General features: G+C 68.9%; 28 protein-coding genes and 2 tRNA genes. 17 read left to right on the top strand and 13 right to left on the bottom strand.

Annotated features, from left to right (window positions below; all coding sequences use genetic code 11):
- Nucleotides 1-42 precede the first annotated feature (42 nt).
- The 6 genes from gatC to FFS51_RS01880 are packed head-to-tail and all read left to right on the top strand — an operon-like array spanning nucleotide 43 to nucleotide 5594.
- Nucleotides 43-342 carry an Asp-tRNA(Asn)/Glu-tRNA(Gln) amidotransferase subunit GatC gene (gene gatC, locus FFS51_RS01905; protein WP_137877336.1) on the top strand — a complete coding sequence of 100 codons (300 nt, stop codon included), beginning with the start codon at nucleotides 43-45 and terminating at the stop codon, nucleotides 340-342.
- Nucleotides 339-1853: an Asp-tRNA(Asn)/Glu-tRNA(Gln) amidotransferase subunit GatA gene (gene gatA, locus FFS51_RS01900; RefSeq protein WP_137877335.1), complete on the top strand. Its 1515-nt coding sequence runs from the start codon at nucleotides 339-341 to the stop codon at nucleotides 1851-1853. The genes gatC and gatA overlap by 4 nt, the downstream gene beginning before the upstream one ends.
- Complete coding sequence (gene gatB / locus FFS51_RS01895; RefSeq protein ID WP_137877334.1) at nucleotides 1853-3370, top strand: Asp-tRNA(Asn)/Glu-tRNA(Gln) amidotransferase subunit GatB; 1518 nt, start codon at nucleotides 1853-1855, stop codon at nucleotides 3368-3370. The genes gatA and gatB overlap by 1 nt, the downstream gene beginning before the upstream one ends.
- A gap of 50 nt (nucleotides 3371-3420) precedes the next feature.
- Nucleotides 3421-4671, top strand: coding sequence for a DNA polymerase IV (locus FFS51_RS01890; RefSeq protein WP_137877333.1), 1251 nt, complete (start codon nucleotides 3421-3423; stop codon nucleotides 4669-4671).
- Between the two features lie 43 nt (nucleotides 4672-4714).
- Nucleotides 4715-5035, top strand: coding sequence for a hypothetical protein (locus FFS51_RS01885; protein ID WP_137877332.1), 321 nt, complete (start codon nucleotides 4715-4717; stop codon nucleotides 5033-5035).
- Nucleotides 5010-5594 carry a nucleoside/nucleotide kinase family protein gene (locus FFS51_RS01880; protein ID WP_249352624.1) on the top strand — a complete coding sequence of 195 codons (585 nt, stop codon included), beginning with the start codon at nucleotides 5010-5012 and terminating at the stop codon, nucleotides 5592-5594. Before FFS51_RS01885 ends, FFS51_RS01880 begins: the two co-directional genes overlap by 26 nt.
- Nucleotides 5595-5603: 9 nt before the next feature.
- Here the strand turns inward: FFS51_RS01880 and FFS51_RS01875 are convergent, their stop codons facing one another.
- From FFS51_RS01875 to orn, 5 genes are all read right to left on the bottom strand, one after another.
- Nucleotides 5604-6095 carry a DUF2017 family protein gene (locus FFS51_RS01875; protein WP_137877331.1) on the bottom strand — a complete coding sequence of 164 codons (492 nt, stop codon included), beginning with the start codon at nucleotides 6093-6095 and terminating at the stop codon, nucleotides 5604-5606.
- Nucleotides 6092-6388, bottom strand: coding sequence for an ATP-dependent Clp protease adapter ClpS (clpS, locus tag FFS51_RS01870; RefSeq protein ID WP_045248552.1), 297 nt, complete (start codon nucleotides 6386-6388; stop codon nucleotides 6092-6094). The genes FFS51_RS01875 and clpS overlap by 4 nt, the downstream gene beginning before the upstream one ends.
- Nucleotides 6385-6735, bottom strand: a complete 351-nt coding sequence (locus tag FFS51_RS01865; RefSeq protein ID WP_137877330.1) for a metallopeptidase family protein — start codon at nucleotides 6733-6735, stop codon at nucleotides 6385-6387. Before FFS51_RS01865 ends, clpS begins: the two co-directional genes overlap by 4 nt.
- A 26-nt stretch (nucleotides 6736-6761) precedes the next feature.
- Nucleotides 6762-6837, bottom strand: a tRNA-His gene (locus tag FFS51_RS01860).
- Nucleotides 6838-6874: 37 nt separating this feature from the next.
- Nucleotides 6875-7498, bottom strand: a complete 624-nt coding sequence (gene orn / locus FFS51_RS01855; RefSeq protein ID WP_056208596.1) for an oligoribonuclease — start codon at nucleotides 7496-7498, stop codon at nucleotides 6875-6877.
- A gap of 79 nt (nucleotides 7499-7577) precedes the next feature.
- Here orn and FFS51_RS01850 point away from each other — a divergent pair.
- Nucleotides 7578-7650: transfer RNA gene (locus FFS51_RS01850), tRNA-Arg, on the top strand.
- On the opposite strand, the gene yczE is transcribed toward FFS51_RS01850, so the two are convergent.
- A complete protein-coding gene (gene yczE / locus FFS51_RS15005) occupies nucleotides 7612-8289 on the bottom strand; it encodes a membrane protein YczE (protein ID WP_137877435.1) in 678 nt (225 codons plus the stop codon). The genes FFS51_RS01850 and yczE overlap by 39 nt on opposite strands.
- A 61-nt stretch (nucleotides 8290-8350) precedes the next feature.
- Between yczE and yczR the strand changes: the two genes are divergently transcribed.
- Nucleotides 8351-9784, top strand: a complete 1434-nt coding sequence (gene yczR / locus FFS51_RS01840; protein WP_137877329.1) for a MocR-like transcription factor YczR — start codon at nucleotides 8351-8353, stop codon at nucleotides 9782-9784.
- A 4-nt stretch (nucleotides 9785-9788) separates the two neighbouring features.
- Here yczR and FFS51_RS01835 read toward each other — a convergent pair whose 3' ends face one another.
- A complete protein-coding gene (locus FFS51_RS01835; RefSeq protein WP_056208599.1) occupies nucleotides 9789-10010 on the bottom strand; it encodes a hypothetical protein in 222 nt (73 codons plus the stop codon).
- Nucleotides 10011-10125: 115 nt separating this feature from the next.
- Between FFS51_RS01835 and msrA the strand changes: the two genes are divergently transcribed.
- From msrA to FFS51_RS14610, 3 genes are all read left to right on the top strand, one after another.
- Nucleotides 10126-10650: a peptide-methionine (S)-S-oxide reductase MsrA gene (gene msrA, locus FFS51_RS01830; RefSeq protein WP_045248551.1), complete on the top strand. Its 525-nt coding sequence runs from the start codon at nucleotides 10126-10128 to the stop codon at nucleotides 10648-10650.
- A gap of 170 nt (nucleotides 10651-10820) precedes the next feature.
- Nucleotides 10821-11297 carry a single-stranded DNA-binding protein gene (ssb, locus tag FFS51_RS01825; RefSeq protein WP_171006072.1) on the top strand — a complete coding sequence of 159 codons (477 nt, stop codon included), beginning with the start codon at nucleotides 10821-10823 and terminating at the stop codon, nucleotides 11295-11297.
- A gap of 25 nt (nucleotides 11298-11322) precedes the next feature.
- Complete coding sequence (locus FFS51_RS14610) at nucleotides 11323-11817, top strand: DUF6993 domain-containing protein (RefSeq protein ID WP_249352623.1); 495 nt, start codon at nucleotides 11323-11325, stop codon at nucleotides 11815-11817.
- Between the two features lie 303 nt (nucleotides 11818-12120).
- Here the strand turns inward: FFS51_RS14610 and FFS51_RS01815 are convergent, their stop codons facing one another.
- The gene (locus FFS51_RS01815; protein ID WP_171006071.1) at nucleotides 12121-13035 is read right to left on the bottom strand and encodes a RelA/SpoT domain-containing protein; all 915 of its coding nucleotides are present in this window, start codon (nucleotides 13033-13035) and stop codon (nucleotides 12121-12123) included.
- A gap of 293 nt (nucleotides 13036-13328) precedes the next feature.
- Here FFS51_RS01815 and ettA point away from each other — a divergent pair, with 293 nt between their 5' ends.
- Both ettA and FFS51_RS01805 read left to right on the top strand, forming a co-directional pair.
- Nucleotides 13329-15008: an energy-dependent translational throttle protein EttA gene (ettA, locus tag FFS51_RS01810; RefSeq protein ID WP_056518600.1), complete on the top strand. Its 1680-nt coding sequence runs from the start codon at nucleotides 13329-13331 to the stop codon at nucleotides 15006-15008.
- Nucleotides 15001-15504, top strand: coding sequence for an acyl-CoA thioesterase (locus tag FFS51_RS01805; protein ID WP_249352622.1), 504 nt, complete (start codon nucleotides 15001-15003; stop codon nucleotides 15502-15504). Before ettA ends, FFS51_RS01805 begins: the two co-directional genes overlap by 8 nt.
- On the opposite strand, the gene FFS51_RS01800 is transcribed toward FFS51_RS01805, so the two are convergent.
- Entirely contained in the window at nucleotides 15482-16393 is a 912-nt protein-coding gene (locus FFS51_RS01800) for an acyl-CoA thioesterase (protein WP_137877325.1), read from the bottom strand. The genes FFS51_RS01805 and FFS51_RS01800 overlap by 23 nt on opposite strands.
- A 47-nt stretch (nucleotides 16394-16440) precedes the next feature.
- On the opposite strand from FFS51_RS01800, the gene FFS51_RS01795 reads away from it, so the two are divergent.
- Nucleotides 16441-17109, top strand: coding sequence for a DUF8185 domain-containing protein (locus FFS51_RS01795; RefSeq protein WP_137877324.1), 669 nt, complete (start codon nucleotides 16441-16443; stop codon nucleotides 17107-17109).
- 7 nt (nucleotides 17110-17116) lie between these two features.
- Here the strand turns inward: FFS51_RS01795 and FFS51_RS01790 are convergent, their stop codons facing one another.
- The 4 genes from FFS51_RS01790 to pepN form a co-directional block, all read right to left on the bottom strand.
- Nucleotides 17117-18784, bottom strand: a complete 1668-nt coding sequence (locus FFS51_RS01790) for an FAD-binding dehydrogenase (protein WP_137877323.1) — start codon at nucleotides 18782-18784, stop codon at nucleotides 17117-17119.
- Nucleotides 18784-19209 (bottom strand): globin, encoded by a 426-nt coding sequence (locus FFS51_RS01785; protein ID WP_137877322.1) that lies wholly within the window; start codon nucleotides 19207-19209, stop codon nucleotides 18784-18786. The genes FFS51_RS01790 and FFS51_RS01785 overlap by 1 nt, the downstream gene beginning before the upstream one ends.
- Nucleotides 19206-20390, bottom strand: coding sequence for a mechanosensitive ion channel family protein (locus FFS51_RS01780; protein ID WP_137877321.1), 1185 nt, complete (start codon nucleotides 20388-20390; stop codon nucleotides 19206-19208). Before FFS51_RS01780 ends, FFS51_RS01785 begins: the two co-directional genes overlap by 4 nt.
- Nucleotides 20391-20455: 65 nt before the next feature.
- Nucleotides 20456-22999, bottom strand: coding sequence for an aminopeptidase N (gene pepN, locus FFS51_RS01775; protein ID WP_137877320.1), 2544 nt, complete (start codon nucleotides 22997-22999; stop codon nucleotides 20456-20458).
- A 137-nt stretch (nucleotides 23000-23136) separates the two neighbouring features.
- Here pepN and FFS51_RS01770 point away from each other — a divergent pair, with 137 nt between their 5' ends.
- The 3 genes from FFS51_RS01770 to FFS51_RS01760 are packed head-to-tail and all read left to right on the top strand — an operon-like array spanning nucleotide 23137 to nucleotide 25865.
- Entirely contained in the window at nucleotides 23137-24318 is a 1182-nt protein-coding gene (locus FFS51_RS01770; RefSeq protein WP_137877434.1) for a ferrochelatase, read from the top strand.
- 10 nt (nucleotides 24319-24328) lie between these two features.
- The gene (locus tag FFS51_RS01765) at nucleotides 24329-24874 is read left to right on the top strand and encodes a ribose-5-phosphate isomerase (protein WP_056208635.1); all 546 of its coding nucleotides are present in this window, start codon (nucleotides 24329-24331) and stop codon (nucleotides 24872-24874) included.
- A gap of 7 nt (nucleotides 24875-24881) precedes the next feature.
- Nucleotides 24882-25865, top strand: coding sequence for an Fpg/Nei family DNA glycosylase (locus FFS51_RS01760; protein ID WP_137877319.1), 984 nt, complete (start codon nucleotides 24882-24884; stop codon nucleotides 25863-25865).
- Nucleotides 25866-25869: the final 4 nt, after the last annotated feature.

The raw sequence follows: 25869 nt of genomic DNA, 5'->3' as shown, positions 1-25869 counted from the left end.
CCGGAACGCGGGCCGGTCCAACCGCCCAACTAGACTCGTCGGGTGTCTGAAATCACTCCCGAACTCGTGCGCCACCTCGGCGAACTGGCCCGGATCCGGCTCGACGACGACGAGGTGACCCGGCTCACCGGTCAGCTCGACGCGATCGTCGACAACATCGCGAAGGTGTCGCAGGTGGCGACGCCCGATGTAGTGGCGACGAGCCACCCGATCCCGCTGGCGAACGTCTTCCGCCCCGACACGGTCGGCGAGGTGCTGACCACCGCGCAGGCGCTGCAGAACGCGCCGGATGCCGCAGGCGACCGTTTCCGCGTGACGGCGATCCTGGGGGAGGAGCAGTGAGCGACGACATCCTTCGTCTGTCCGCCGCCGCGCTGGCCGATCGGCTGGCTGCGGGAGAGGTCTCGAGTGTGGAGGCGACGCAGGCTCACCTCGACCGCATCGCCGCGGTCGACGGTGACGTGCACGCGTTCCTGCACGTGAGCGACACCGCTCTCGACGCGGCCGCCGACATCGACCGTCGTCGCGCCGCCGGCGAGCAGCTGCATGCGCTCGCGGGCGTTCCGCTCGCGGTGAAGGACGTGCTGGTCACGACCGACATGCCCTCGACGAGCGGCTCCAAGATCCTCGAAGGCTACCTGTCGCCATACGACGCCACCGTCGTCGCGCGTGCCCGCGTAGCGGGGTTGATCCCGCTCGGCAAGACCAACATGGACGAGTTCGCGATGGGCTCGTCGACCGAGCACTCGGCCTACGGTCCCACGCACAACCCGTGGGACCTCGACCGGATCCCGGGCGGGTCCGGCGGCGGATCGGCGGCCGCGGTCGCGGCCTTCGAGGTGCCGCTCGCCCTCGGCTCCGACACGGGCGGTTCGATCCGCCAGCCCGCGCACGTGACCGGCACCGTCGGCGTGAAGCCGACGTACGGAGCAGTGAGTCGGTACGGGGCGATCGCGCTCGCGTCGAGCCTCGATCAGATCGGCCCCGTCACCCGCACCGTGTTCGACGCGGGTCTCCTGCACGACGTGATCGGCGGGCACGACGCGAACGACTCGACCTCGCTCACCGACGCCTGGCCCTCTTTCGCCGCCGCGGCGCGCGAGGGTGCTCGCGGCGACGTGCTGAAGGGCCTGAAGGTCGGCGTGATCCGCGAGCTGCCCGACTCCGGCTTCCAGCCGGGTGTCGCCCGCTCGTTCCACAGCGCGCTCGCGAAGCTCGAGTCCCAGGGGGCCGAGATCGTCGAGATCAGCGCGCCGCACTTCGAGTACGGTGTCGCCGCCTATTACCTGATCCTCCCCGCGGAGGCCTCCAGCAACCTCGCCAAGTTCGACTCCGTGCGCTTCGGCCTGCGGGTCCCTGTGGCCGGCGGCACCGTCGAGGACGTCATGGCGGCCACCCGCGAGGCGGGCTTCGGGGACGAGGTCAAGCGCCGCATCATCCTGGGCACCTACGCCCTGTCGGCGGGCTATTACGACGCCTATTACGGGTCGGCTCAGAAGGTGCGCACGCTCATCCAGCAGGACTTCGCCGCGGCCTTCGCGAACGTCGACGTCATCGCCACGCCGACGGCGCCGACGACGGCGTTCCGGCTCGGCGAGCGCATCGACGACCCGCTGCAGATGTACCTGAACGATGTGACGACCATCCCCGCGAACCTCGCGGGCGTGCCCGGCATCTCGATCCCCTCGGGTCTCGCCGACGACGACGGGCTCCCGGTCGGCATCCAGTTCCTCGCCCCGGCCCGTGAGGACGCTCGTCTGTACCGCGTCGGTGCGGCCCTCGAGGCTCTGCTCGAAGCGGAGTGGGGCGGACCGCTCCTCGACCGCGCCCCGACCCTGGGAGGTGTGCGCTGATGGCCAAGGACGCGCTCATGGACTTCGACAAGGCACTCGAGCTGTTCGAGCCGGTGCTCGGCTTCGAGGTGCACGTCGAGCTGAACACGGCGACGAAGATGTTCTCGGCGGCGCCCAACCCGGCGCACCCCGACAACCACGACGCGGCGCCGAACACGCTCATCGCCCCGGTCGACCTCGGGCTCCCCGGCTCGCTGCCGGTCGTGAACGCGCAGGCCGTGAGGTCGTCGATCCGCCTGGGCCTCGCGCTCGGCTGTTCGATCGCGCCGTCGAGCCGATTCGCGCGGAAGAACTACTTCTACCCCGACCTCGGCAAGAACTATCAGATCTCGCAGTACGACGAGCCGATCGCGTTCGAGGGCTCGGTCGAGGTGGAGCTCACCGACGGCACCCTCGTGACCGTTCCCATCGAGCGGGCCCACATGGAGGAGGACGCCGGCAAGCTCACGCACGTGGGCGGGGCGACCGGTCGCATCCAGGGGGCGGACTACTCGCTGGTCGACTACAACCGTGCCGGCGTGCCGCTGGTCGAGATCGTCACGAAGCCCATCTTCGGCGCCGCGCATCGTGCGCCCGAGATCGCGAAGGCGTACGTGCAGGCGATCCGCGACATCGTCGTGGCGCTCGGCGTCTCGGAAGGGCGGATGGAGCGTGGCAACCTGCGGTGTGACGCGAACGTGTCGCTGCGCCCGCGCGGTCAGGAGAAGCTCGGCACCCGCACCGAGACGAAGAACGTGAACTCGACGCGTTCCGTCGAACGTGCCGTGCGCTACGAGATCCAGCGCCAAGCGGCCATCCTCGCCGGGGGCGGCACGATCGTGCAGGAGACGCGCCATTGGCACGAGGACACCGGCACGACGTCGGCGGGTCGACCGAAGTCGGATGCCGACGACTACCGCTACTTCCCCGAGCCCGACCTGCTGCCTGTCGCCCCGCCGATCGAGCTGATCGACGCGCTGCGCGCCGACCTGCCCGAGCCCCCGATCGCCCGGCGTCGCCGGCTGCGCTCCGACTGGGGCTTCACCGAGCTGGAGTTCCAGGATGTCCGCAACAGCGGCCTGCTCGAGCAGGTCGAGCTGACAGTCGCGGCCGGGACGACCCCCGCGGCGGCCAAGAAGTGGTGGACGGGAGAGATCGCCCGCATCGCGAACGCCGGTGAGCGTGAGGCATCCGAGCTGGTCACCCCGGCCGATGTCGCCGCGCTGCAGGCGCTCGTCGACGCCGGCACGCTCACCGACAAGCTCGCGCGTCAGGTGCTCGAGGGAGTCATCGCCGGCGAGGGGACGCCGCAGCAGGTCGTCGATGCGCGCGGGCTCGCGGTCGTGAGCGACGACGGTGCCCTCATCGCGGCGATCGACGAGGCGCTCGTCGCCCAACCCGACGTGCTGGAGAAGATCCGCGACGGCAAGGTGCAGGCCGCGGGTGCCGTCATCGGCGCCGTGATGAAGGCCATGAAGGGCCAGGCCGACGCGGCTCGCGTGCGCGAACTCATCCTGGAGCGCGCCGGCGCGCTCTGATCATCTCGTCGGTGCCGTCGGATGTCGGCGGCACCGACGAGAATCGGGGCATGGGTCGAGGTGACGGGTCGGGGCGAATCGTGTCGCCGCCCGATGCCGACGACACCGGTGCGGGCATCCTGCACGTCGACATGGATGCGTTCTACGCGTCGGTCGCGGTGCTCGATGATCCGACCCTCGCCGGCAAGCCGATCATCATCGGTGCACCCGAGGGGCGCGGAGTCGTCTCGAGTGCGTCCTATGAGGCGCGGCGGTTCGGGGTGCGGTCGGCGATGCCGGTCGGTCAGGCGCTGCGCCTGTGCCCGGCGGCGCTGGTCGTCGCGCCCGACTTCCCGCGCTATCTCGAGCTGTCAGCGAGGGTGATGGAGGTGTTCCGCTCGGTGACCCCGCTCGTCGAGCCGCTGTCGATCGACGAGGCTTTCCTCGACGTCCGCGGCGCGCAGCGACTGCTCGGTTCGCCCGGAACGATCGCGCGCCTGGTGCGACGGCGGGTGAAGGATGAGACCGGGCTCACCTGCAGTGTCGGCGCCGCCGTCACCAAGCACGTCGCGAAGATGGCGTCGACGCTCAGCAAGCCCGACGGGCTGCTGATCGTCGCGGAGGCCGATACCGCGCGGTTCCTCGCGCCACGGCCGGTGCGCGCCCTGTGGGGCGTCGGGCCCAAGGCCGCGGAGGCGCTGGAGCAGCGCGGACTCCGCACCGTCGCCGACGTGCTCGAGGCGCCCGCCGACACCCTGACGCGCGCGCTGGGTGCGGCGATGGGGGAGCGGGTGTGGCAGCTCGTGCGAGGGATCGATGCCCGCGAGGTGCAGACGACGCGCACCGAGAAGAGCATCGGGCACGAGGAGACGTTCGACACCGACATCGACGACGATGCCGTGCTCCGCGCCGAGTTCCATCGGCTCGCCGACAGGGTGGGTGCGAGGCTGCGTGCGCACGGTGTCGAGGCGGCGACGGTGGCGATCAAGGTGCGGTTCGCCGACTTCCGCACGCTGTCACGCAGCCAGACCCTCGCGGACCCTACGGCCGTGGGGCAGCGCATCGGAGCGGCCGCGCTCGACATGTTCGGTGCGCTGGAGCGCCCGCTGCCGGTGCGGCTGGTCGGCGTGCGCGGGGAACGGCTGCGCCCGGCCGCAGACGCCGGACTGCTGTGGGACGACGATGAGGAGTGGCGCAACGTCGAGCGCGCGCTCGACGGCCTCGCCGGCAAGTTCGGGCGGGGCGCGGTGACGCGCGCCGCGCTGCTGGGCGACGTGCGAGGCGGACGCTCGTTGCCGTCGAAGCCGCGTGCCTCCGAATGACGGCGGGGTGTCGCGGCCCCGCCTGGGCGGGTAGCGTGGGCATATGCCCAACTTCGTGCTCGATCTCGGCAAGCAGGTCGCCAACTTCGGCGTGAAGGCCTCCTATGGAGAGCCTCACGACCTCGACGGCGTCATCGTCATCCCGGTCGCGATCGCCTGGGCCGGGTTCGGCGGTGGCTCCGACACCGAGGGGAACGGCGGCGGCGGTGGCGGCGGATACAGCGTGCCCGTCGGCGCGTACGTCCGTCGTGGCGATGATCTGCGCTTCGAGCCGAACCTGGTGTCGCTGCTCGCGGTCGCGATCCCGCTCGTGTTCGTGTCCGGGCGCGCGCTGAGCCGTGTCATCCGCGCCCTCAAGAAGTAGCGTCGCAGCGCTCACGCTCGCGGAGATCGCCGAGGTGCTCGGGGTGGCGATCGCCGACGCCGACCTGCCTCTGACGGTGCTGATCGACGGCCGCAGCGGCGCCGGGAAGTCGACTCTCGCGCGTCTGCTGGCCGCGGCGTGGCCGCATGCCGGCGGTGCCGCCGTGGTCGCGCTCGACGACATCTACCCGGGCTGGGAGGGGCTGCGCGCCGGTGCGGAGGCCGTGGCATCCCAACTTCTCGAGCCTCGTGCGATGGGAGGGATCGGCCGCTGGCAGCGGTGGGACTGGCAGACGGCGCGGGCTGCCGAGTGGCATGAGGTGGCGTCGGACGCCTCGGTGATCGTCGAAGGATGCGGCGTGCTCACCCCTCGCTCCGCGCCAACGGCCGCCGTGCGGGTGTGGCTCGACGCGCCCCTTGAGGTTCGCCGCGAACGCGCCCTCGCTCGTGACGGCGAGGCGTACGCACCGCACTGGGACACCTGGGCGGCCCAGGATGAGGATCACGTGCGACGTGACGACCCGAGCCGGTGGGCGACCCACCGGTTCACTGTCGTCTAGGGACGTAGGTCAGATCTCGTCGAGAGCCTTCACGAGTCCGTCGAGTCGGAATCCGACCCAGTCGTAGATGCCGAATCGAGGATCCCGGTCGTCGTGTGAGTCCTCGTCCGTGACCCCGAGCCGTGTCGCGAGCACGAGACGGATCGCCGCCAGGGTGCGTAGCCACGCCGCCGCCTGATCGGGATCGAGGGTGATCAGCTCCTCCTCGATCTGACGCTCGACCGGCTCATCCATCGCCTCCTCGAGGCCGAGCTCGTCGAGCGCATCGGTGACGACGGCCGCGTCGGTGGCTCGACGATGCAGCAACTCGTCCTGCGTCGCGTCGCGGAAGTCGCTCGCCGCGCGGGCGTCGTCGGGATAGGCGTCCGGGGTGAGCCGGGCCACAGCGGGGTCGTCGTCATCGCGCACCTCGACCAGCTCGGCGAACTGCGTCACCAGCGTCTGCAGGTGGGCTGCTTCGATGCGGGTCAGCTGAAGCACGATCAGGCGAGGAGTCGTCATTCGGGGCTCTTCCGGATCGTGGCCCACAGGCCGTAGTCATGCATGGCTTGCGCGTGCAGTTCCATCAGTTCTCGTGGCCCCTCAGACACGATCGCCTGACCCTCGTGGTGCACGGCGAGCATGAGCCGTTCGGCGACCGGCGGGGGATAGCCGAAGTAGGTGCGGAAGACGTGCACGACATAGCTCATCAGGTTGACGGGGTCGTTCCATACGACCGTCTGCCAGGGGCGTTCGCTACGGGTCGCGCCGGCGATGTCAAGGTCGCGGTCGAGTTCGGTCGCCGTGCCCGTCATGCCCACCCCAGCTCGTGCAGGCGCTCGTCGTCGATGCCGTAGAAATGGGCGATCTCGTGCACGAGGGTCGTGTGCACCTCATCGCGGAGCTCGTCGACGGAGTCGCAGACGGCGAGATGTGCTTCGCGGTAGACGATGATGCGGTCGGGAAGCTCACCCATGCCGTAGCGGTCGCGTTCGGTCAGCGCCCACCCGTCATAAAGGCCGAGCAGGTCGAGCGAGCCGTCGGCCGCGCGGTCCTCCACGACGAACACCACGTTGTCGAGACCGTCGATCATCTCGTCGGGAATTCGGTCGAGCTCATCGGTCACGAGCGCCTCGAACGCGTCGACATCGAGGTCGATCATCGATCAGCTCCCGTCGCGGGAGAACGTGGGGTGGCTAACGGGACTTGAACCCGCGACCCCCTGGACCACAACCAGGTGCTCTACCGACTGAGCTATAGCCACCATGGCCCCGAGAGCTCGGGACAACCTCAAGATTCTCTCACACCCCGGACGCGAACGACGACACCGCCGCCTGCGCGGCAGCGCGCGCATCGTCGGAGGAGGGGCCGGGCGCCGGCACGAACACCGCCGAGCGGTAGTACGCCAGTTCGCGGATCGACTCGCGGATGTCGGCGAGAGCGCGGTGGCCGCCGTCCTTCGACGGAGCGTTGAAGTAGGCGCGGGGATACCAGCGGCGGGAGAGTTCCTTGATGCTCGACACGTCGACATTGCGGTAGTGCAGCCATCGGTCGAGGCGGGGCATGTAGCGAGCCAGGAACATGCGATCGGTGCCGATCGTGTTGCCGGCGAGCGGGGCCTTCCCCTCCTGCGGCACGAAGCGCTGGATGTACTCGAGCGCCTGGAACTCGGCCTCGGCGACGGTGATCCCCTCGGGGATCTCGTCGAGCAGACCCGAGGTGCGGTGCATCCCGGTGACGAAATCGTTCATGTGCGCCAGAGCGGATGCGTCGGGTTTGATCACGACCTGGAAGCCCTCGTCGAGCGGGGTGAGCTCGAAGTCGGTCACGATGACAGCGATCTCGACGAGCTGATCGACCTCCAGATCGAGCCCCGTCATCTCGCAATCGATCCAGACGAGCCGGTCGCCTTCCGTTCCTGCCATGGCACCGATCCTAGTGCGGGGTGGCGACGCTCGCCCCGGCGACAGGGTGGCGGGGCGAGTGCTCCCGTAGTCTTGATCTGCCCCCGTAGCTCAATGGATAGAGCATCGGCCTTCTAATCCGACGGTTGCAGGTTCGAGTCCTGTCGGGGGCACGTCTGCGCTGTCGAGTCCCCCTCGATGGGTGACTGCGCAGTGGATGCCTCGGCACCGCCGTCGTGCCGCACGCGCGCGAAGCGCGCCATGCTCAGGTGCACGAGCGGCCCGATCGCGAGGGCGAAGATGACGGTGCCGATGCCGACCGTGCCGCCGAGCAGCCAGCCGATCGCGAGCACGGTGAGCTCGACGATCGCGCGGCACACCCAGATCGGCCACCCGAGCCGCGCGTTCATCCCGGTCATCAGGCCGTCTCGCGGCCCGGGCCCGAATCCCGCGCCGATGTAGATGCCCGTCGCGAGTGCGACCAGCAGCGTTCCACCGATGAGCAGCGCGAACTGCACCACGATGCCCTCGACCGGAGGCACGATCGCGAGCGTGGCCTGCATGACGGTGCCGAGCAGGAGGATGTTCGCGACCGTGCCCATGCCGGGCCGCTGCCGCAGCGGGATCCAGAGCAGCAGCACGAGCAGACCCACGATGTTCGTGATCCAGCCGACACCGATGCCCGTGTGCAGGGAGAGGCCCTGCGCGAAGGCTGTCCACGGATCGACTCCCAGACCGGCGCGGATCGCGAGAGCATCTCCCGCACCGTAGAGGGCCAATCCGACGATGAGGGCGAGGATGCGGCGGGTCATTCCGCCATCTCAGCGCACATGTGGACTTTGTACACCAGTCCAATATGGGTAGCGTGGCCGCATGGACTCGCGAATTTCGGCTCGTGGCCTCGTCGCCGCTCTCGGTGTCTGGCGCACCAGCGAACCCGCGTACGAGGCTCTCGCCGATGCCGTCCGGCTGCTCTGCCTCGACGGTCGTCTCGCCGCTCGCACCCAGTTGCCCGCAGAGCGCGAACTCGCAGCGGCGCTCGCCCTGAGTCGCACCACGGTCGCGGCGGCCTACAGGAGTCTGCGCGACTCGGGCCACATCCGCAGCCAACGGGGATCGGGCAGCGTGACGGAGCCGCTCGGCGGCGGCGAGGGAATGCGTCGCACCATCGCGCCAGACGATTTCGCCCTCGATCTGCAGCAGGCGAGTCCGCCGGCGTGGCCGGGACTGCCCGGGGTGATCGCAGAAGCCGCAACCGACGCCGCATTACTGGTGGCGCGGCCCGGCTACGACGTGGTGGGGCGAGCGGATCTGCGTGCCGCGATCGCCGCGAACTACAGCGCCCGCGGCCTGCCGACGGTGGCCGATCAGATCATCGTGACGACGGGCGCGCAGAGCGCGATCGCGCTCCTCGCGACCGTTCTGGTCACGCGCGGCGACCGTGTCGTGTTCGAGACGCCGACCTATCCGCATGCGGCGGAGGCGTTCCGCCGCGCGGGCGGTCGGCTCGTCGGCATCCCGGTGTCGACGAGCGGCGGATGGGACCTCGACAGAGCTGGACAGGCCTTCGCCCGCACCGTGCCCGTGGCCGCATACCTGATGCCCGACTTCCAGAACCCGACCGGCCGATCGATGACGATCGTCGAGCGCGACGAGATCGCTCGCGCGGCGGTGCGGGCGGGCACCACCGTGGTCGTGGACGACACGACTGCAGACCTCTCTGTGGAGCCCTTCGACCGTGCACCGCTGTTCGGTCTCGACGTTCCCGGCCTCGACATCGTTCGCGTCGGGTCGCTCGGCAAGACCGTCTGGGGAGGGTTGCGCATCGGTTGGATCCGCGCGGAGACCTCTCTCATCCGCCGACTCATCGCCGCGCGATTCGCCGCCGAGCTCGGCACCCCCGACCTCGACCAGGCGATCGCCGCCCGGGTGTTGGATCGGTACGACGAGGTGGTCGCCCAGCGGGCCCACGTGCTGCGTGCGGGTCGCGACACGGTCGTCGACGGCGTCGCGTCTCTGCTGCCGGAGTGGTCGGTACCCGATGTGAAGGGCGGAGTGGCGCTCTGGATCGACCTCGGTGCACCGCTGAGCGGCAACGTGGTGCTGGCGGCCCGTGCGCGCGGGATGCTTCTCTCGCCCGGCCCGCGATTCTCGGTGGACGGCGGACACGACACATATCTGCGCGTGCCGTTCACCGCCACCGTCGACGTGCTCGAGCGCGCGGTGGGAGTGCTGGCGCAGTGCTGGCGCGACGTACGCGCGATGTCGCCGGTGATGGGCATGGACCGACTCGATGCGGTGATCTGACCTCTCAACCGGCACGAGCGACATCCATAGCCACGGCACGGTCGCGGAAGCGGCCCATCTCGACGAACCCGGCGCCGGCCCGATAGCGCAGGGTCACCCAGAGGTCGTCGTGCCCGTCACGCACGCGGCGCACGTGCCCCGCAATCGTGCCGTCCGCACGCAGCACGCGCCAGAGGTCTGCCGCGGCGCGCGCGATGCCGTCATCCTGTCGTGGTGTCGTCGTCATGATGCCTCCGTTGTTCGAACATAGCTTCGACCACGGACATCGGCGCCGGGAACAGGGGAGACGAGGGTGCTGTTGTATGCGATGGCACCCTCGGGTGCGAGAGAGTGGAGAGATGATGCAGACATTCGTGTTGGCCGGCGGTTGCTTCTGGTGCCTCGACGCGGCATATCGCTCGCTGCGGGGCGTGAGCTCGGTCGTCTCCGGTTACACCGGCGGGCGGCGGCCCCATCCGACGTATGAGCAGGTGTGCACGGGAGCCACGGGACACGCCGAGGCTGTGGCCGTCACGTTCGACCCCGATGTGGTGCCCGCCGACGTGATCCTGGATGCGTTTTTCACGATGCACGACCCTCGTCAGCTCAATCGGCAGGGCAACGACATCGGCACGCAGTATCGCAGTGCGATGTTCCCCGCCGACGACGCGCAGCGCGAGCTGTTCGAGGCGGCTCGTGATCGGGCGTCGGAGTGGTGGGACGGCGGGATCGTCACGACGATCGAGCCGCTCGGGGAGTTCTACCCCGCGGAGGACTACCACCAGGACTTCTTCGCGAAGAACCCGACGCAGGGCTACTGCCTGGCGGTCGCCGTTCCGAAGGTGAACAAGGTACGCGCGCGCTTCGCGGAGTATGTCGAGGCCTGAACGCGGCTTCCTCCCCAGCGCACACAACGGGCGCGGTTCCCCCTGGCCTCGGGGTCAGGCGGATGCCGCGCCCGTCCCCGTATGAGGCTGGTCCCGGTCGCGACGTCCGGCGGGCACCCGGGCGTCGCGACCGGTGCGGGGACGGTCTCCGCACCGGGAAGGAGCACCTCATGTCTGAGCACATCACCGTCATCGGAAACGTGGCCGGCATCCCCGAACGCCGTACGGTCGCCGATGGCCTCACTGTCACCACGCTGCGGGTGGCGGCAACCGATCGGCGCTACGACCGACAGCGGCAGGCGTGGATCGACGGCGACACGAACTGGTACACGGTGTCGGCGTTCCGCGCGCTGGGAGATCATGCCCACGGGTCGCTGCAGAAGGGTGACCGCGTCATCGTCCACGGGCGGCTGCGCCTGCGGGAATGGGACAATGGCACGCGAAAGGGCGTGTCACCGGAGATCGAAGCCGATGCGATCGGCCACGACCTGCGCTGGGGTACGACCAGTTTCATGCGCGACCATGTCGCCGCGGCCGTCGAGGGCGCGCCGGATGACTCCGAGTCCTCCTGGGCCCTGCCGGGCGACGAGAGCGCCGGGGCTCCGAGTCGAGAGCCTGTCGGCGACAACGTCGCGACGCCGTTCTGAGTTCGGCCCCGGTTAGACTCCCGCTGTGACCCGGTTCAGCTCCTCCGTGCAACTGATCGCCGCCGGTTGCGCGGCGGGGGTGCTCACTCTTCTCGCGGGGTGCACCTCCACACCGGCTCCATCTCCGACTCCGTCCGTCGCGGTGTCGTCGGCGACGCCGACGTCCACCCCGACGGCTTCGGGACCAGTGGCGTTCGTCCCGGGAGGCACGGCTCAGCAGAACCTGCCGGTCTTCGCCCAGACGGTGGCGAGCGTATGGAGCGGTCCGGATCAGGTTCACGGCAGGGCTTACATCGACGCGTTGGTCGCCGACGGCTTCTCGAAGGCCGACATGCAGGTCACGAACGATGAGACCACGATCGGACGCGCGGTCGAGAGCCTGCAGTTCTCCGTTCGTCTCGGCGACGAATGTCTGATCGGACAGGTGGGCCCGACCATCGCGAGTCCGGTGACAGAGGTCGCCCCGGGCCTCGTTTCCGGCGGCTGCCTGATCGGACAGACCCGTCCGATCAACTGGTAGCCCGTCAGCACCGTCCGACGCGGCGACTCTCGCCCCCGTAGACTGGGGCGGCTATGGCTGAATACATCCGGCCACACCTGAAACCTACAGAACTGGTCTGTTGTCAATCGCAAGTTGAGTGGCACGAGGTTCGCGGCTCAAAGTGCGTGAAATCATCCCGCTCTGCCGTGAAGGCCGGCTTCCGTGGATATGTAGTCTGAATGTCAGGTTGGTTATCCTGCGGGTTCGTCTTCCGACACTGCACTCAAGGTTAAATGTTCCGGGGGGATTCAGATTCGAACCGGTCACAACTCGCGACCTGCGTCATCTCGCAAGCGCCGAACTCAACAAATCCGCAAATCGAGCGGTGTCCAGAAAGTAGTTTGGATATGCATTCCTGAGGCTCGCAATTCTGTTTACTGAAACGAGAACGACGTCGGTATCATTTGTTGAAGCTTCTTCGCGTCGGGCGTAGGCTTCGGTAGCAGCCTCTTGCGATCTATACCCGGTGGCTGTTACTCGCTTTCCCCGTACATCCAACGAGAGCAGAATGAAACGAGCGTCGCTGAGTTCGGACTCAGTGAACTGCAACGTTGCCGCGTAAGTTTCGAGCCTGCTGAGGACATCGAGAGACTGGTCGTGCCGACGCAGCATTTCGCGAATCACGCGAGGATCCGTGCTCGTATCGGGAACCACCGGTGAATCTTCCAATATTGCAATTTCGGAACTCATTGTTCGGAAGAAGTTGAGCCATTCGGCGTCTCCCTGGCTGGACTTAAGTGCCTGCGACGTGAATAGTCCAACTGTCTCTACCGCGGTCGCCCATGCGTGTTGAAGTTGCGAGCGAATCTGAATCTCGATCGACAAACCGTTCCACGTCTCCATTCGGTCACTCCGGTATTGGTAGACGAGATGCATGCCGCGGTAGCCGGAGCGAGATGGTTCGGATATATAGTCCTTCTGGCCGCTGAGAGAATGCTTGTGCGCTGACAATATGAACCTGTCGCGTACGGCGTGTACCTCTGCAATGTCACGCATGACCGCACGGCATCCACCGAGATCCTGCATACGGTCGAGACTCATGGAGTCGAAACGTCTAAGTTTGGCGACGATCGACGGTAGTCGCTTGATGCGCTGGGCCACAATTGCCGTTGGATTGATCGATGCTGCCTTTCGGCGAAGGCTCATCTGAAATGTATTAAGTGGGAATGCATGTGACGATCGCCAGTTGTCGGCCATCGCGAATGCGTTGGCACGGTCGGAGGCGGTTGCCTGCGGGTCTCGGAGCGTTGCCCCAGCCCTTCGCACCTGTCGTCGTGTGAAATCTGGAACTGTCCAAGAGGCCGCCATACTCGCGATGCTATGACCTGCGTAGGACATCGGTCTGGACTGTTCGGCACCTCGGATCGAGGTGAGCCCCGATCTGCCGGTACGCTTGGACCTGAGACTCGTGTTGGTTGTTTTGCGCCTGCGAAGTGATCCGCGGCACTACTCGAGCTGCGACAGTGGCGCTAGAAGTGTTTGGAGAACCGGTGGCAGAATACATCTACCAGATGGTCCGCGCCCGCAAGGCCGTCGGCGAGAAGCTCATCCTCGACGACGTCACGATGGCGTTCCTCCCCGGCGCGAAGATCGGCATGGTCGGTCCCAACGGTGCCGGCAAGTCGACGATCCTCAAGATCATGGCCGGTCTTGACCACCCCTCGAACGGCGACGCGAAGCTCAGCCCCGGGTTCACCGTCGGCATCCTCATGCAGGAGCCCGAGCTCGACGAGAGCAAAACGGTGCTCGAGAACATCCAGGACGGCATCGCCATCAAGGCGAAGCTCGACCGCTTCAACGAGATCTCCGGCCTCATGGCAGACCCCGACGCCGACTTCGACGCTCTGCTCGCCGAGATGGGCGTCCTGCAGGAGGAGATCGACGCGGCCGACGCGTGGGACCTCGACTCGCAGCTCGAGCAGGCGATGGATGCATTGCGCACCCCGCCCGGAGATGCGGCGATCGCTCCTCTCTCGGGCGGTGAGAAGCGACGCGTCGCGCTGACGAAGCTGCTGCTCCAGAAACCCGACCTGCTCCTGCTCGATGAGCCCACCAACCACCTCGACGCCGAGAGCGTGCTCTGGCTCGAGCAGCACCTTCAGAAGTACCCCGGTGCGGTGATCGCGATCACCCACGACCGGTACTTCCTCGACAACGTCGCAGAGTGGATCGCCGAAGTCGACCGCGGCCGGCTCATCGGCTACGAGGGCAACTACTCGACCTACCTCGAGAAGAAGGCCGAACGACTCGACGTGCAGGGCAAGAAGGATGCCAAGCTCGCCAAGCGCCTGGCCGAAGAGCTCGACTGGGTCCGCTCGAACGCGAAGGGCCGCCAGGCGAAGTCGAAGGCCCGCCTCGCCCGCTATGAGGAGATGGCCGCGGAGGCCGAGCGCACCCGCAAGCTCGACTTCGAGGAGATCCAGATCCCGCCGGGGCCGCGCCTCGGCAGTGTCGTCATCGAGGCGAAGAAGCTCCAGAAGGGCTTCGACGGCCGGTCACTCATCGACGGACTGAGCTTCAGTCTCCCGCCGAACGGCATCGTCGGCGTCATCGGCCCGAACGGCGTCGGAAAGACGACGCTGTTCAAGACGATCGTCGGTCTCGAGCCGCTCGACGGCGGAGATCTGAAGATCGGCGAGACGGTCAAGATCAGCTACGTCGACCAGTCCCGTGCGGGCATCGACCCGGAGAAGACGCTCTGGGAGGTCGTCTCCGACGGACTCGACATCATCACCGTCGGCAAGACCGAGATCCCGTCACGCGCCTACGTCTCGAAGTTCGGCTTCAAGGGGCCCGACCAGCAGAAGAAGTCCGGCGTGCTCTCCGGTGGTGAGCGCAACCGCCTGAACCTCGCGCTCACCCTCAAGCAGGGCGGCAACCTGCTGCTGCTCGACGAGCCGACGAACGACCTCGACGTCGAGACGCTGCAGTCGCTCGAGAACGCACTGCTCGAGTTCCCGGGATGCGCCGTCGTGATCACCCACGACCGGTGGTTCCTCGACCGCATCGCGACGCACATCCTCGCCTACGAGGGCACCGATGAGGACCCCGACCGGTGGTACTGGTTCGAGGGCAACTTCGAGGCCTACGAGCAGAACAAGATCGAGCGGCTCGGCGCCGATGCGGCCAACCCCCACCGCTCCACCTACCGCAAGCTCACGCGTGACTGACGAGCCGTCCGGGGCCGCGCATCGGCGCGTCCACATCCCCATCCATCTGCGATGGGGAGACCTCGACGCGTACAACCACGTCAACAACACGGCGATGCTCAAGCTCCTCGAGGAGGCGCGCGTGCGTGCCTTCTGGCTGCCCGGAGACGGGGAAGATGCCCCACCCACCGCGGTGCTGCCGGCATCCGTCGAGGACGGCGGACCGATGACGCTCATCGCGCGGCAGGAGATCGAGTACCTGCTGCCCGTGCCCTATCAGCGCAACCCGCTCGATGTGCAGCTCTGGTTCGGCACGGTCGGCGGATCGAGCGTCGAGGTCTGCTACGAGGTGTTCAGTCCCGCGACGGGCGGCGAGCAGAAGCTCTATGCCAAGTCATCCGCGGTGATCGTGCTCGTCGACCCGGTCGGCGGGCGACCGGTGCGGCTGCCCGAGACCCTCCGTGCCGCGTGGGAGCCGTACGCCGGACCCTCGATCAGCTACGCGCATCGTCGCTGACGGGAAGCCGCACCATGACCTCCTGCGCCGTCGAGGCGAGCAGGTCGCCGTCGCGGGTGTAGATGCGGCCCGTCGCGAGCCCCCGTCCGCCGCGGGCGTTCGGTGACTCCTGCGCGTAGAGCACCCAGTCGTCGACACGTCCGTCACGATGCCACCACATGGCGTGGTCGAGACTCGCGACCTTCATCCCCGGCGTCGCCCACGCGATGCCGTGCGCACGCAGGATCGACTCTTGGATGCTCAGGTCGCTGAGATACGCGAGCGCCGCCCGGTGCAGCAGCGGATCGTCGCCGATCGGCCGCCGCAGTCGCGCCCACACCGCCTGGTGCGGCACGTGCGCGCCGTCGACCCGCAGGTAGACGGGCCCCTCGACGTAACGCAGCTCGATGGGGCGATCGGTCAGGCGCAGCCCGCTGAACGATGTCACGCGCGTGAGCGCTGTCTCCTGGTCACCGAGCTCCTCGGGGGACGGCACGTTCCCGTCGAAGGACGCCGCGTGCTCGAGCCCGTCATCCGGCACCTGGAACGACGCGATCATCGAGAGGATCGGGGCGCCGCCCTGGTACGCCTGGGTGCGGCGGGTCGAGAACGACCGGCCGTCGTGGATGCGGTCGACCGAGAGCGTGATGTCCTGCGACGCGTCTCCGGGCCGGAGGAAGTAGCCGTGCATCGAGTGGATGACACGGTCATCCCCGACCGTGCGGGAGGCGGCGAGCATCGACTGCGCGAGCACCTGACCGCCGAAGATGCGACCACTCGGCATGAAGTGCGACGACGCCGTGAAGATGTCCTCGGTCGTGCGCGCGCCCGTGTCGGTGAGGTCGAAGACCCCCAGCAGCCCCGCCACCGGGTCCTCACGCCACCGTGCGATCGCTTCGCTCTCGGACATGCCGCTCCTCCCGAGGCCTCCGCGGGCCGCTTGGTAGTTTAGAGCGGATGTCTCCCCGCCTCGTCTTCCCGGACGCCCATGCCGCGGCGGACGCCCTCACCTTCGCGCGTCGCGCGGCGACCCTCGACACCGACGCGGCCGTGCGTCTGCAGGCTGCCGGGGGACGCCTCGTGATGTCGACGGCGGTGCTGGCACCGCGCACCCTGCTCGACGCGGCCCCGACGGTGCTGGCCCTGCGCATCCTCCCGGTGGACGCCGAGTTGGAGTGTGACCTGGTGGTCGAGGCGACCGGGCTCGCCGCGGCATCCGTCGACACCGAGGTCTCACTGCCGGCGTCCGCCGTGCGCGCCGCGTGGGCGGGCATCGCGCCGCCCCAGGGCGGGTGGGAGCGGGTCGCATCCGTGTCTGCGTCAACGGTCGCGCGCATCGCCCAGGGCGGGATGACCGCCGTCGCCGAGGCGCTGCCCCAGAACCCGGGGGAGGACGTCGTACGCTCGACCCGCGCGACGATCTGGTCGGTCGGGGACGCCGAACTAGACGGGATGCCGCGGGGCGTTGCCTTCGCGGCCTTCGCTCTCGGTTTCATCGGGGGCGACGAACAGGCGGTGGTGTTCCAGGCAGACGGCTGGCGCCGGGTGAGCCTGGCGCGCGGGCACGTGCTGCTGCGGGTTCCGCGGCGGCCATCGATGACCGCCGTGCGCCGCACCGGTAGCTGACGGCTCGTCACACCGCGCGGGATGCCGCCCGCCCCGCGGCACGCCCCGAGAAGAGGCATCCACCGACGAACGTGCCCTCGAGCGCACGGTACCCGTGCACACCGCCGCCGCCGAACCCCGCAGCTTCACCCGCGGCGTAGAGGCCCGGAATCGGCGTCCCGTCCGCGCCCAGGGCGCGCGAGTCGAGATCGGTCTCGATGCCACCGAGGGACTTGCGGGTGAGCACGTGCAGCTTCACGGCGATGAGCGGACCCGACCGGGGATCGAGGATCGGGTGCGGCGTGGCGGTGCGGATGAGCCGGTCGCCGCGGAACGACCGCGCCGAGCGCAGCATCGCGACCTGCGCGTCCTTCGTGAACGGGTTCGCCAGCTCGCGGTCGCGCGCGATGACCTCGGCGCGTGCGGCCTCGGCATCCAGCGCGTCGCCGCCGGGCAGGGCCCGCATGCCGGCCAGCAGGTCGTCGAGGGTGTCGCGCACCACGAAGTCGGCACCGTGGTCGAGGAACGCCCGCACGGGTGCGGCGGCGCCCTTGCCGAGACGCGACCGCACGAGCAGCCCGATGTCCTTGCCCGTCAGATCGGGGTTCTGCTCGCTCCCCGAGAGCGTGAATTCCTTCTCGATGATCTTCTGGGAGAGCACGAACCAGGAGTGATCGTGGCCGGTCGTTCGCAGGTGAGCGAGCGTGCCGAGCGTGTCGAAGCCCGGGAAGAGCGGCGTGGGGAGCCGGTGACCGGTCGCGTCGAGCCAGATCGACGAGGGACCGGGCAGGATGCGGATGCCGTGGCCCGGCCAGATCGGGTTCCAGTTCTGGATGCCCTCCACGTAGTGCCACATGCGGTCGCGGTTGATGAGGCGCGCCCCCGCGGCTCCGGCCGTGTCGATCATCCGTCCGTCGACGTAGGCGGGCACGCCCGTCACCATCGTCGACGGCGGCGTACCGAGCCGGTCGGGCCACATGCGACGCACCGCGTCGTGATTGCCGCCGATGCCGCCGGACGACACGATCGTCGCCGTCGCCCGCACCTCGAACGCGCCCGCGACCTCGCGGGTCGAGGCGACGCCGCGCGCGGCATCCGAATCGGTGAGGATGTCGCCCCGCGCGCCGACCACCGCACCCGACTCGGTGATCAGCTCGGCGACGCGGTGGCGGGGAAGGATCGTCACCAGGCCGTCCGCCTCGGCGGCGAGCACCGCGCGCTCGAACGGGGCGACGATGCCGGGTCCCGTGCCCCACGTGATGTGGAAGCGGGGTACGGAATTGCCCGGGCCGAGCGCCGTGTAGCCGCCCCGCTCCGCCCAGCCGACCACGGGGAAGATGCGCACGCCGAGATCGTGCAGCCACGCGCGCTTCTCGCCCGCGGCGAAGTCGAGGTAGGCCTCCGCCCATCGTCGGGGCCACGCGTCGTCGTCGCGGTCGAAGCCTGCCGTCGCGAACCAGTCCTGGCGGGCGAGCTCGAGGCTGTCTCGGATGCCCAGCCGTCGCTGTTCGGGCGAGTCGACGAGGAACAGGCCCCCGAACGACCACCACGCCTGTCCGCCGAGGTTCGTGCGCGGCTCCTGGTCGACGATCACGACCCGCTTGCCGCGTCGCACCGCCTCGGCGGTCGCGACGAGTCCCGCGAGCCCCCATCCGATCACGAGGACATCGGTAGAGGGGGTCACGGGTGCGGTCATCACGACTCCTTCGTCGGTGCTCCGGGGGTGGGCTCGAACGTGTTCACCATCGCGAACGCGGCCCGTTGGAGATAGTCCCACAGTGTGGCCTCGAGCAGGGCCGGCAGGTCGAGATCGTCGACGCCGTCGCGCATGTGGGCCAGCCACCGGTCGCGGGCGTCCGCGTTCACGTGGAACGGCATGTGCCGCATCCGCAGGCGGGGGTGCCCGCGCTGTTCGCTGTAGGTCGACGGTCCGCCCCAATACTGCTCGAGGAACAGCAGCAGACGCTCCTTGGCGGGCTCCAGATCCTCTTCGGGGTACATCGGCCGCAGCACGTCGTCTTCGGCGACGCCGCGGTAGAACGTGTCGACGAGCCGGGCGAACGCCGGTCGTCCGCCCATCTGCTCGTACAGGGACGGGGCGTCGGGGGAGGGCTCGCTCATGGTGTCTCGTCCTTCTCGCCCGTGCTCTCGTCCTTCGGAGCGGGGCGCATGCGCGGCTTCTTCTCGGCGGGGCGCCGCGTCGCAGCATCCGTCGGGGACGGCTTCGTGATCGGACCCTTCGGCTCCGGTGCCTCATCGGATGCCTCGGCGGCCGTGCGCTTCGCCTTCCAGACCGGCCGCTCGACCACCGGATTCGGCCGGGTACGGGGAGGGTTGGCGCCGCGCACACGACCGGCGCCTTCGAGCCCAGACAGCATGATCGAGTTGAGCTGCGGGAGTCGGATGCCCATCTCGTCGACCGCGCGCTTGAGGCGCATCCGCAGCTCGCGCGCGACGTCGTCCTTCGCGTTCGACCGCGTCTTCATGACGAGCCGGATGACGAGTGCGTCGCCGGTGATCGACTCGAGACCCCAGATCTCCGGCTGCTCGATGATGCGGGTGCGCCACTTCGGGTCTTTCGCGAGCGCGCGGGCCGCCTCGAGCATGTGCTTCTCGACCTCCGCGACGTCGGCGTCGACAGGGACGGCCAGGTCGATGATCACGCGAGACCAGCCCTGCGACATGTTGCCGATGCGCGTGATCTCGCCGTTGCGCACGTACCAGAGAGTGCCGTTCACGTCACGCACGTGGGTGATGCGTACGCTCACGTACTCGACGACTCCGGTCGCCAGCCCGAGGTCGACGACGTCGCCGATGCCCACCTGATCCTCGGCGACGAGGAAGATGCCGTTGAGCACATCCTTGACGATGTTCTGCGCGCCGAAACCGAGGCCTGCACCGAGCGCCGCGGTCAGCAGAGTGAGCGACCCGAGGGCCGTCGGCGCGAGGATGTTGACGATCAACAGCGCCGCGATGATCACGACCGTGACGTTCACGATGTTCGACAGGATCGACCCGAGCGTGCGCGTGCGCTGCACGAGCCTCACGGCCGCGAGCGGCGACCGGTCGAGCGCCTGTGTGTCGTCGACGTGCGCCTTCTCCTTCGCGCCGTTGACGATGCGCGTGACGATGCGGCGGATCAGCCGTCGCAGCACCCACACCACCACGATCGAGACGACCACGACGATGACGACGGCGAGCAGGTTCCAGCCCGCGGCGATCAGCCAGGTCACGATGGCGGTGCCCAGCCCCGCCCAGTCGATGCCGCCCTCAGCGGCCGGAGTGTCGGCGAGATTCCACATCAGGTCCAGCCTAACGACGGATGCCCCGGCCGCACCTGGGTGGGCCGGGGCATCCGTCTGTCAGATCACTCCGCGTCGCGTTCCTGCACGCGCAGCGCCCGCTCGACACCCGCGAGGTTCTCGTTCACGAGGCGGCGCAGCGCCGCGGGCGCGTCGGCGTTCGCCGTGAGCCAGGCCTGCGTCGCGTCGCGCAGCGCGGCGTTCGCGAGCGGCGCCGGGTAGAGGCCCGCGATGAGGTACTCGGCGATCTTGTAGGTGCGCGAGCCCCAGATCGGCAGCAGGTTCTCGAAGTAGGGCGCGACGAACGCGTCGAGCAGGTCGCGACCCGCCGGGTGCACGAAGCCGAGCGCGGCGGAGCGCACGATCGTGTTCGGAAGGTCGGCCTTGCCGACGAGCGAGTCCCACGCGAGCTGCTTCGACGCCGCGTCGGGCAGTGCCGCCTTGGCCTGTGCGGCGAGCTCCGCACCCTTTGCGGTGTTGTCCGCGGCGAGTGCGTCGTCGATGTCAGCCGCGGTGACCAGCCCACCCGCGGCGAGCGAGACGAGGAGGGCCCACGAGAGGTCCGCATCGATCTCGAGGCCGTCGAGCGCGATCACGCCGTCGCGCAGCGCCCGCACGGTCTCGTGCTGGGTGCGGGTGGCTGCGGCGGAGGCGAACGCGGTGGTGAACTGCAGCTGGCTGTCGCTGCCGGCGGCAGCGCCCTGCGCGAGCTCCCACAGCGTGTCGGCGACCCGCACGCGGATGGCCTCACGGGTCGCGGGGGCGACGTACGCGGTCGCCGCGAGCAGCAGCTGCGCCAGCGTCGTGCGGATCGTGGTCGACTCCGTCTCGGTGCCGATGTTGCCGAGCACGAGGTCGACGTAGTCGGATGCCGCGGCCTCCGCGTCGCGCGTCTGGTCCCAGGCGGCGCCCCACACGAGGGAGCGGGCGAGCGGGTCGCTGATGTCGGCGAGGTGGGCGATCGCGGTCTTCAGCGAGCGCTCGTCGAGGCGGATCTTCGCGTAGGCGAGGTCCTCGTCGTTGAGCAGCACGAGGTCGGGGCGGGCGAGACCGGCGAGCTGGGGCACCTCGGTGAGGTCGCCGTCCACGTCGAGCTCGACGTGGTGCACGCGCACGAGGGCGCCGCCCTGGTGCTGGTAGAAGCCCACACCCAGACGGTGGGGGCGGATGGTCGGGTAGTCGGCGGGGGCGGTCTGCGCGATCGCGAAGCGCGTGATCACTCCCGACTCGTCCTCCTCGATGACGGGACTGAGGGTGTTCACGCCCGCGGTCTCCAGCCACTTCTTCGACCATTCCGTCAGCTCGCGGCCGCTGGTGGCCTCGAGCTCGACCAGCAGGTCGCGCAGCTCCGTGTTCGACCACTGGTGCTTCCGGAAGTACGCGCCGACGCCCGCGAAGAACGCATCGATACCGACCCAGGCGGCGAGCTGCTTGAGCACCGAGCCGCCCTTGGCGTACGTGATCCCGTCGAAGTTGACCTGCACGTCCTCGAGGTCGGTGATCTCGGCGAACACGGGGTGGGTCGAGGGCAGCTGGTCCTGACGGTAGGCCCAGGTCTTCTCCATGGCGTTGAACGTGGTCCAGGCCTCGGTCCATTCGGTGGCCTCGGCGGTCGCGATCGTCGAGGCCCACTCGGCGAACGACTCGTTCAGCCAGAGGTCGTTCCACCACTTCATCGTCACGAGGTCGCCGAACCACATGTGGGCGAGCTCGTGCAGGATCGTGACGACGCGACGCTCCTTGATGGCATCGGTCACCTTGGAGCGGAAGACGTAGGTCTCGGTGAACGTCACCGCGCCCGCGTTCTCCATCGCGCCCGCGTTGAACTCCGGCACGAACAGCTGGTCGTACTTCGCGAACGGGTAGGGGACGCCGAACTTCTCCTCGTAGTACGCGAAGCCCTGACGGGTCTTCTCGAAGACGTAGTCGGCGTCGAGGAATCCCCACAGGCTCTTACGGGCGTACACGCCGAGCGGGATGACGCGGCCGGAGGCGCTCGTCAGCTCGGAGAACGTCGACTCGTACGGTCCCGCAATGAGCGCCGTGATGTAGGAGGAGATGCGCGGGGTCGGCTCGAACGTCCAGGTGGCGGCGTCGCCGTCGACGACCGGCTCGGGGGTGGGGGAGTTCGAGATGACCTTCCACGCCGCCGGCGCGGTGACGGTGAACTGGAACGTCGCCTTGAGGTCGGGCTGCTCGAAGGCCGCGAACACGCGGCGCGAGTCGGGCACCTCGAACTGGGAGTACAGGTACACCTCGCCGTCGACGGGGTCGACGAAGCGATGCAGTCCCTCGCCGGTGTTGGTGTAGAGCGCGTCGGCATCGACGACGAGGGTGTTCTCGGCCTCGAGCCCGTCGAGCTGGATGCGCGAGTCAGCGAACACGGCCGCGGCGTCGAGCGCGCGTCCGTTGAGGGTGACCGAGCGCACCGTGCGGGCGATGAGGTCGATGAAGGTGGATGCCCCGGCCGTGGCCGTGAACGTGACGGTCGTCGTCGAGCGGAACACCTCCGGCCCGGTGGTCAGGTCGAGCACGACCGCGTAGGCGGTGGTGTCGACGATTGCGCGGCGCTCCTGCGCTTCGATGCGGGTGAGGTTCTCTCCAGGCACGTCGGTTCTCCCGTGGGTCGAGGGGGACGTCGCTCCTGACGCGGGTGGCGTCGGCGACAACCCCTCCACCCTACGCCGCGGCACTGACGCGGACCGAGCGATGACCGGGATGGCGGTGCGAGGATGGACGCGTGAGCATCACCTCCGACGAGACATCCGTGCCCTTCGCCTCCGCCGCCGCCGGTGGCGGCGCCGCCCACATCGAGGAGCCGGTGGCCTACGACGGGATCCTGCTCGCGGGGTTCGGCGGGCCCGAGGGCCAGGACGACGTCATTCCGTTCCTGCGCAACGTTACGCGCGGACGCGGCATCCCCGACGAGAGGCTGGAAGAGGTCGCTCATCACTACCGGCACTTCGATGGCATCAGTCCGATCAATGCGCAGAACCGCGCGTTGAAGGCGGCGCTCGAGGCGGAGCTCGCCGCGCGCGGCATCCGCCTGCCGGTCTACTGGGGCAACCGCAACTGGACGCCTTATCTCGATGAGGCTGTCATCGCTGCCGCCGAGGCCGGCCACACGACGCTCATCGCGGTGGCGACGAGCGCATACAGCTCGTTCTCGAGCTGTCGTCAGTACCGCGAGGACTTCGCGCGCGTGCTCACCGAGACCGGCCTCGCGGGCACTGTGACGATCGACAAGGTGCGCCAGTTCTTCGACCACCCCGGCTTCGTCGCACCGTTCGTCGATGGGGTGCGGGAGGCGATCGCGGGCTTCCTCGCCGACGGGGTTGCCCCCGAGAAGATCCGGGTGCTCTTCTCGACCCACTCCGTGCCGACCGCGGATGCCGAGCGTTCGGGTCCGCGCGACGTCGACTTCGGCGAGGGTGGCGCGTACGCGGCGCAGCATCGCGCGGTGGCCGAGGTCGTCATGGCAGATGTCGCACACGCGATCCCGTCGGCACAGGCCGTCAGGTGGGACCTCGTCTTCCAGTCGCGTTCCGGACCGCCCACCCAGCCGTGGCTCGAGCCCGACGTGTGCGATGTGATCGAGTCGCTGCCCGCGCAGGGAGTGGAGGCCGTCGCGATCGTGCCGCTCGGCTTCGTGAGCGACCACATGGAGGTCAAGTGGGACCTCGACACCGAGGCTCTGGATGCCGCGGCCGAGGCGGGCCTGCGTGCGGTCCGCACTCGCACGCCCGGTGTCGATCCGGCCTATGTCGCGGGTCTCGTCGACCTGGTGGTCGAGCGCCTCGAGGGCACCGCGGCCGCCGACCGGCCGCACCGCACCGATCTCGGTCCGTGGTTCGACGTGTGCCGCCCCGCGTGCTGCGAGAACGTCCGCGCCGGATTCAAGCCCGCCGCCGCGGGCATCGCTCCCTAGGATCGTCCTCATGCGCATCCACATCGCGACCGACCACGCCGGCCTCGACTTCTCCGTCCAGCTTCAGCAGCACCTCCGCGACTCCGGTCACGACGTCGTCGACCACGGGCCGATCAGCTACGACCCCGTCGACGACTACCCGGCGTTCTGCATTCGTGCGGCGCAGGCGGTCGTGCGCGATCAGGCGGCGGGCGTCGACACGCTCGGCATCGTGTTCGGCGGGTCCGGCAACGGCGAGCAGATCGCCGCGAACAAGGTCGACGGCATCCGTGCCGCCCTCGTGTGGAACACCGCGACGGCCGAGCTGGCGCGCGAGCACAACGATGCGAACGTGATCTCGATCGGTGCACGTCAGCACACCTACGACGAGGTCGTCTCGCTCATCGACACGTTCATCGCGACGCCGTTCTCGGGCGAGGAGCGCCACGTGCGCCGCATCGCGCAGATCGCCGACTTCGAGCGCGACGGGTCGCTGCTGCCCGATCCCCGCGCGGGCCAGGGCGTCGCCGACGTCGTTGCCGACGCGTCGAGCTCGTTCGATCCGGAAGCGGGCTGATCGGCCGATGCCCGAAGGACACTCCGTCCATCGCATCGCCCGTCAGTTCGCGGTGAACGTGGTCGGCCGGCGGGTGGCGGCATCCAGCCCGCAGGGCCGTTTCGCAGAGGGTGCGGCCCTGCTCGACGGCCGGTTCGCCACCCGTGTGCGGGCCGTCGGCAAGCAGATGTTCCTCGAGTTCGACGATGCGCTCTGGCTGCGGGTGCATCTGGGCATGTACGGCGCCTGGGACTTCGCCGGTCAGATCAGCGTCGACGCGACGATCGCCTCGGCGAACGGACGCATGGGGCAGACGAACCAGCGCGGCACCGACGAGCAGATCATGGATGCCACGGGCGAGAACTCGCTGACCTCGATCGGTGCCCCGCGCCGCAGCCGGGTGCGGATGTCCGAGCAGACCACGGGGCTGGCGGGGGAGGACGCGTGGCCGCCGCCAGTCGTCGGGCAGGTGCGCCTGCGGCTGCTGACCGACGTCACGTGCGCCGATCTGCGCGGTCCGACGGCGTGCGAGGTGCTCTCCGCCGACGAGGTCGCGCAGGTGATCGCGAAGCTGGGACCCGACCCGCTCGTCGACGACGTGCACGAGGGCGAAGATCGCTTCGTCGCGGCCGTGCGCCGCAAGCCGACGCCCATCGGTCTGCTGCTCATGGACCAGTCGACCGTCAGCGGCATCGGCAACGTGTATCGGGCCGAGCTGCTCTTCCGTGCCCGTCTCGACCCGCACACGCCCGGTCGCGACGTGCCCGAGGAGACGGTCCGCGCGATCTGGCGCGACTGGGTGCGGCTACTGCGGGTGGGGGTCGAGACCGGTCAGATGATGACCATGGACGACCTCGATCCCGAGGCCTACCGGCTGGCGCTCGCGAACCGCGACGACCGGCACTGGGTGTACCACCGCACCGGGCTTCCGTGTCGGCGCTGCGGCACCTCGGTGGTGCTGGAGGAGATGGGCGCGCGCAAGCTGTACTGGTGTCCGGGCTGTCAGACGTAGGAGG

It is taken from the genome of Microbacterium sp. 4NA327F11 (assembly GCF_005503465.1).
Classification (GTDB): Bacteria; Actinomycetota; Actinomycetes; order Actinomycetales; family Microbacteriaceae; genus Microbacterium; species Microbacterium ginsengisoli.
The sequence above is the reverse complement of the archived record's forward strand: the minus strand, read 5'-3'. Positions and strand labels throughout refer to the sequence as shown.

Excerpts from the sequence above, each read along its gene's own strand:
- FFS51_RS01875 (WP_137877331.1), bottom strand. The coding sequence starts at position 6,095 with ATGACGACTCCTCGCCTGATCGTGCTTCAGCTGACCCGCATCGAAGCA.
- FFS51_RS01815 (WP_171006071.1), bottom strand. The coding sequence starts at position 13,035 with ATGGCCGACAACTGGCGATCGTCACATGCATTCCCACTTAATACATTT.
- yczR (WP_137877329.1), top strand. The coding sequence starts at position 8,351 with ATGGACTCGCGAATTTCGGCTCGTGGCCTCGTCGCCGCTCTCGGTGTC.
- clpS (WP_045248552.1), bottom strand. The coding sequence starts at position 6,388 with ATGACGGGCACGGCGACCGAACTCGACCGCGACCTTGACATCGCCGGC.
- FFS51_RS01835 (WP_056208599.1), bottom strand. The coding sequence starts at position 10,010 with ATGACGACGACACCACGACAGGATGACGGCATCGCGCGCGCCGCGGCA.
- FFS51_RS01760 (WP_137877319.1), top strand. The coding sequence starts at position 24,882 with ATGCCCGAAGGACACTCCGTCCATCGCATCGCCCGTCAGTTCGCGGTG.
- gatB (WP_137877334.1), top strand. The coding sequence starts at position 1,853 with ATGGCCAAGGACGCGCTCATGGACTTCGACAAGGCACTCGAGCTGTTC.
- FFS51_RS01800 (WP_137877325.1), bottom strand. The coding sequence starts at position 16,393 with ATGTCCGAGAGCGAAGCGATCGCACGGTGGCGTGAGGACCCGGTGGCG.
- FFS51_RS01885 (WP_137877332.1), top strand. The coding sequence starts at position 4,715 with ATGCCCAACTTCGTGCTCGATCTCGGCAAGCAGGTCGCCAACTTCGGC.
- FFS51_RS01765 (WP_056208635.1), top strand. The coding sequence starts at position 24,329 with ATGCGCATCCACATCGCGACCGACCACGCCGGCCTCGACTTCTCCGTC.
- FFS51_RS01780 (WP_137877321.1), bottom strand. The coding sequence starts at position 20,390 with ATGTGGAATCTCGCCGACACTCCGGCCGCTGAGGGCGGCATCGACTGG.
- FFS51_RS01890 (WP_137877333.1), top strand. The coding sequence starts at position 3,421 with ATGGGTCGAGGTGACGGGTCGGGGCGAATCGTGTCGCCGCCCGATGCC.
- orn (WP_056208596.1), bottom strand. The coding sequence starts at position 7,498 with ATGGCAGGAACGGAAGGCGACCGGCTCGTCTGGATCGATTGCGAGATG.
- FFS51_RS01865 (WP_137877330.1), bottom strand. The coding sequence starts at position 6,735 with ATGATCGACCTCGATGTCGACGCGTTCGAGGCGCTCGTGACCGATGAG.
- ssb (WP_171006072.1), top strand. The coding sequence starts at position 10,821 with ATGTCTGAGCACATCACCGTCATCGGAAACGTGGCCGGCATCCCCGAA.
- FFS51_RS01790 (WP_137877323.1), bottom strand. The coding sequence starts at position 18,784 with ATGACCGCACCCGTGACCCCCTCTACCGATGTCCTCGTGATCGGATGG.
- msrA (WP_045248551.1), top strand. The coding sequence starts at position 10,126 with ATGCAGACATTCGTGTTGGCCGGCGGTTGCTTCTGGTGCCTCGACGCG.
- yczE (WP_137877435.1), bottom strand. The coding sequence starts at position 8,289 with ATGACCCGCCGCATCCTCGCCCTCATCGTCGGATTGGCCCTCTACGGT.
- FFS51_RS01785 (WP_137877322.1), bottom strand. The coding sequence starts at position 19,209 with ATGAGCGAGCCCTCCCCCGACGCCCCGTCCCTGTACGAGCAGATGGGC.
- FFS51_RS01795 (WP_137877324.1), top strand. The coding sequence starts at position 16,441 with ATGTCTCCCCGCCTCGTCTTCCCGGACGCCCATGCCGCGGCGGACGCC.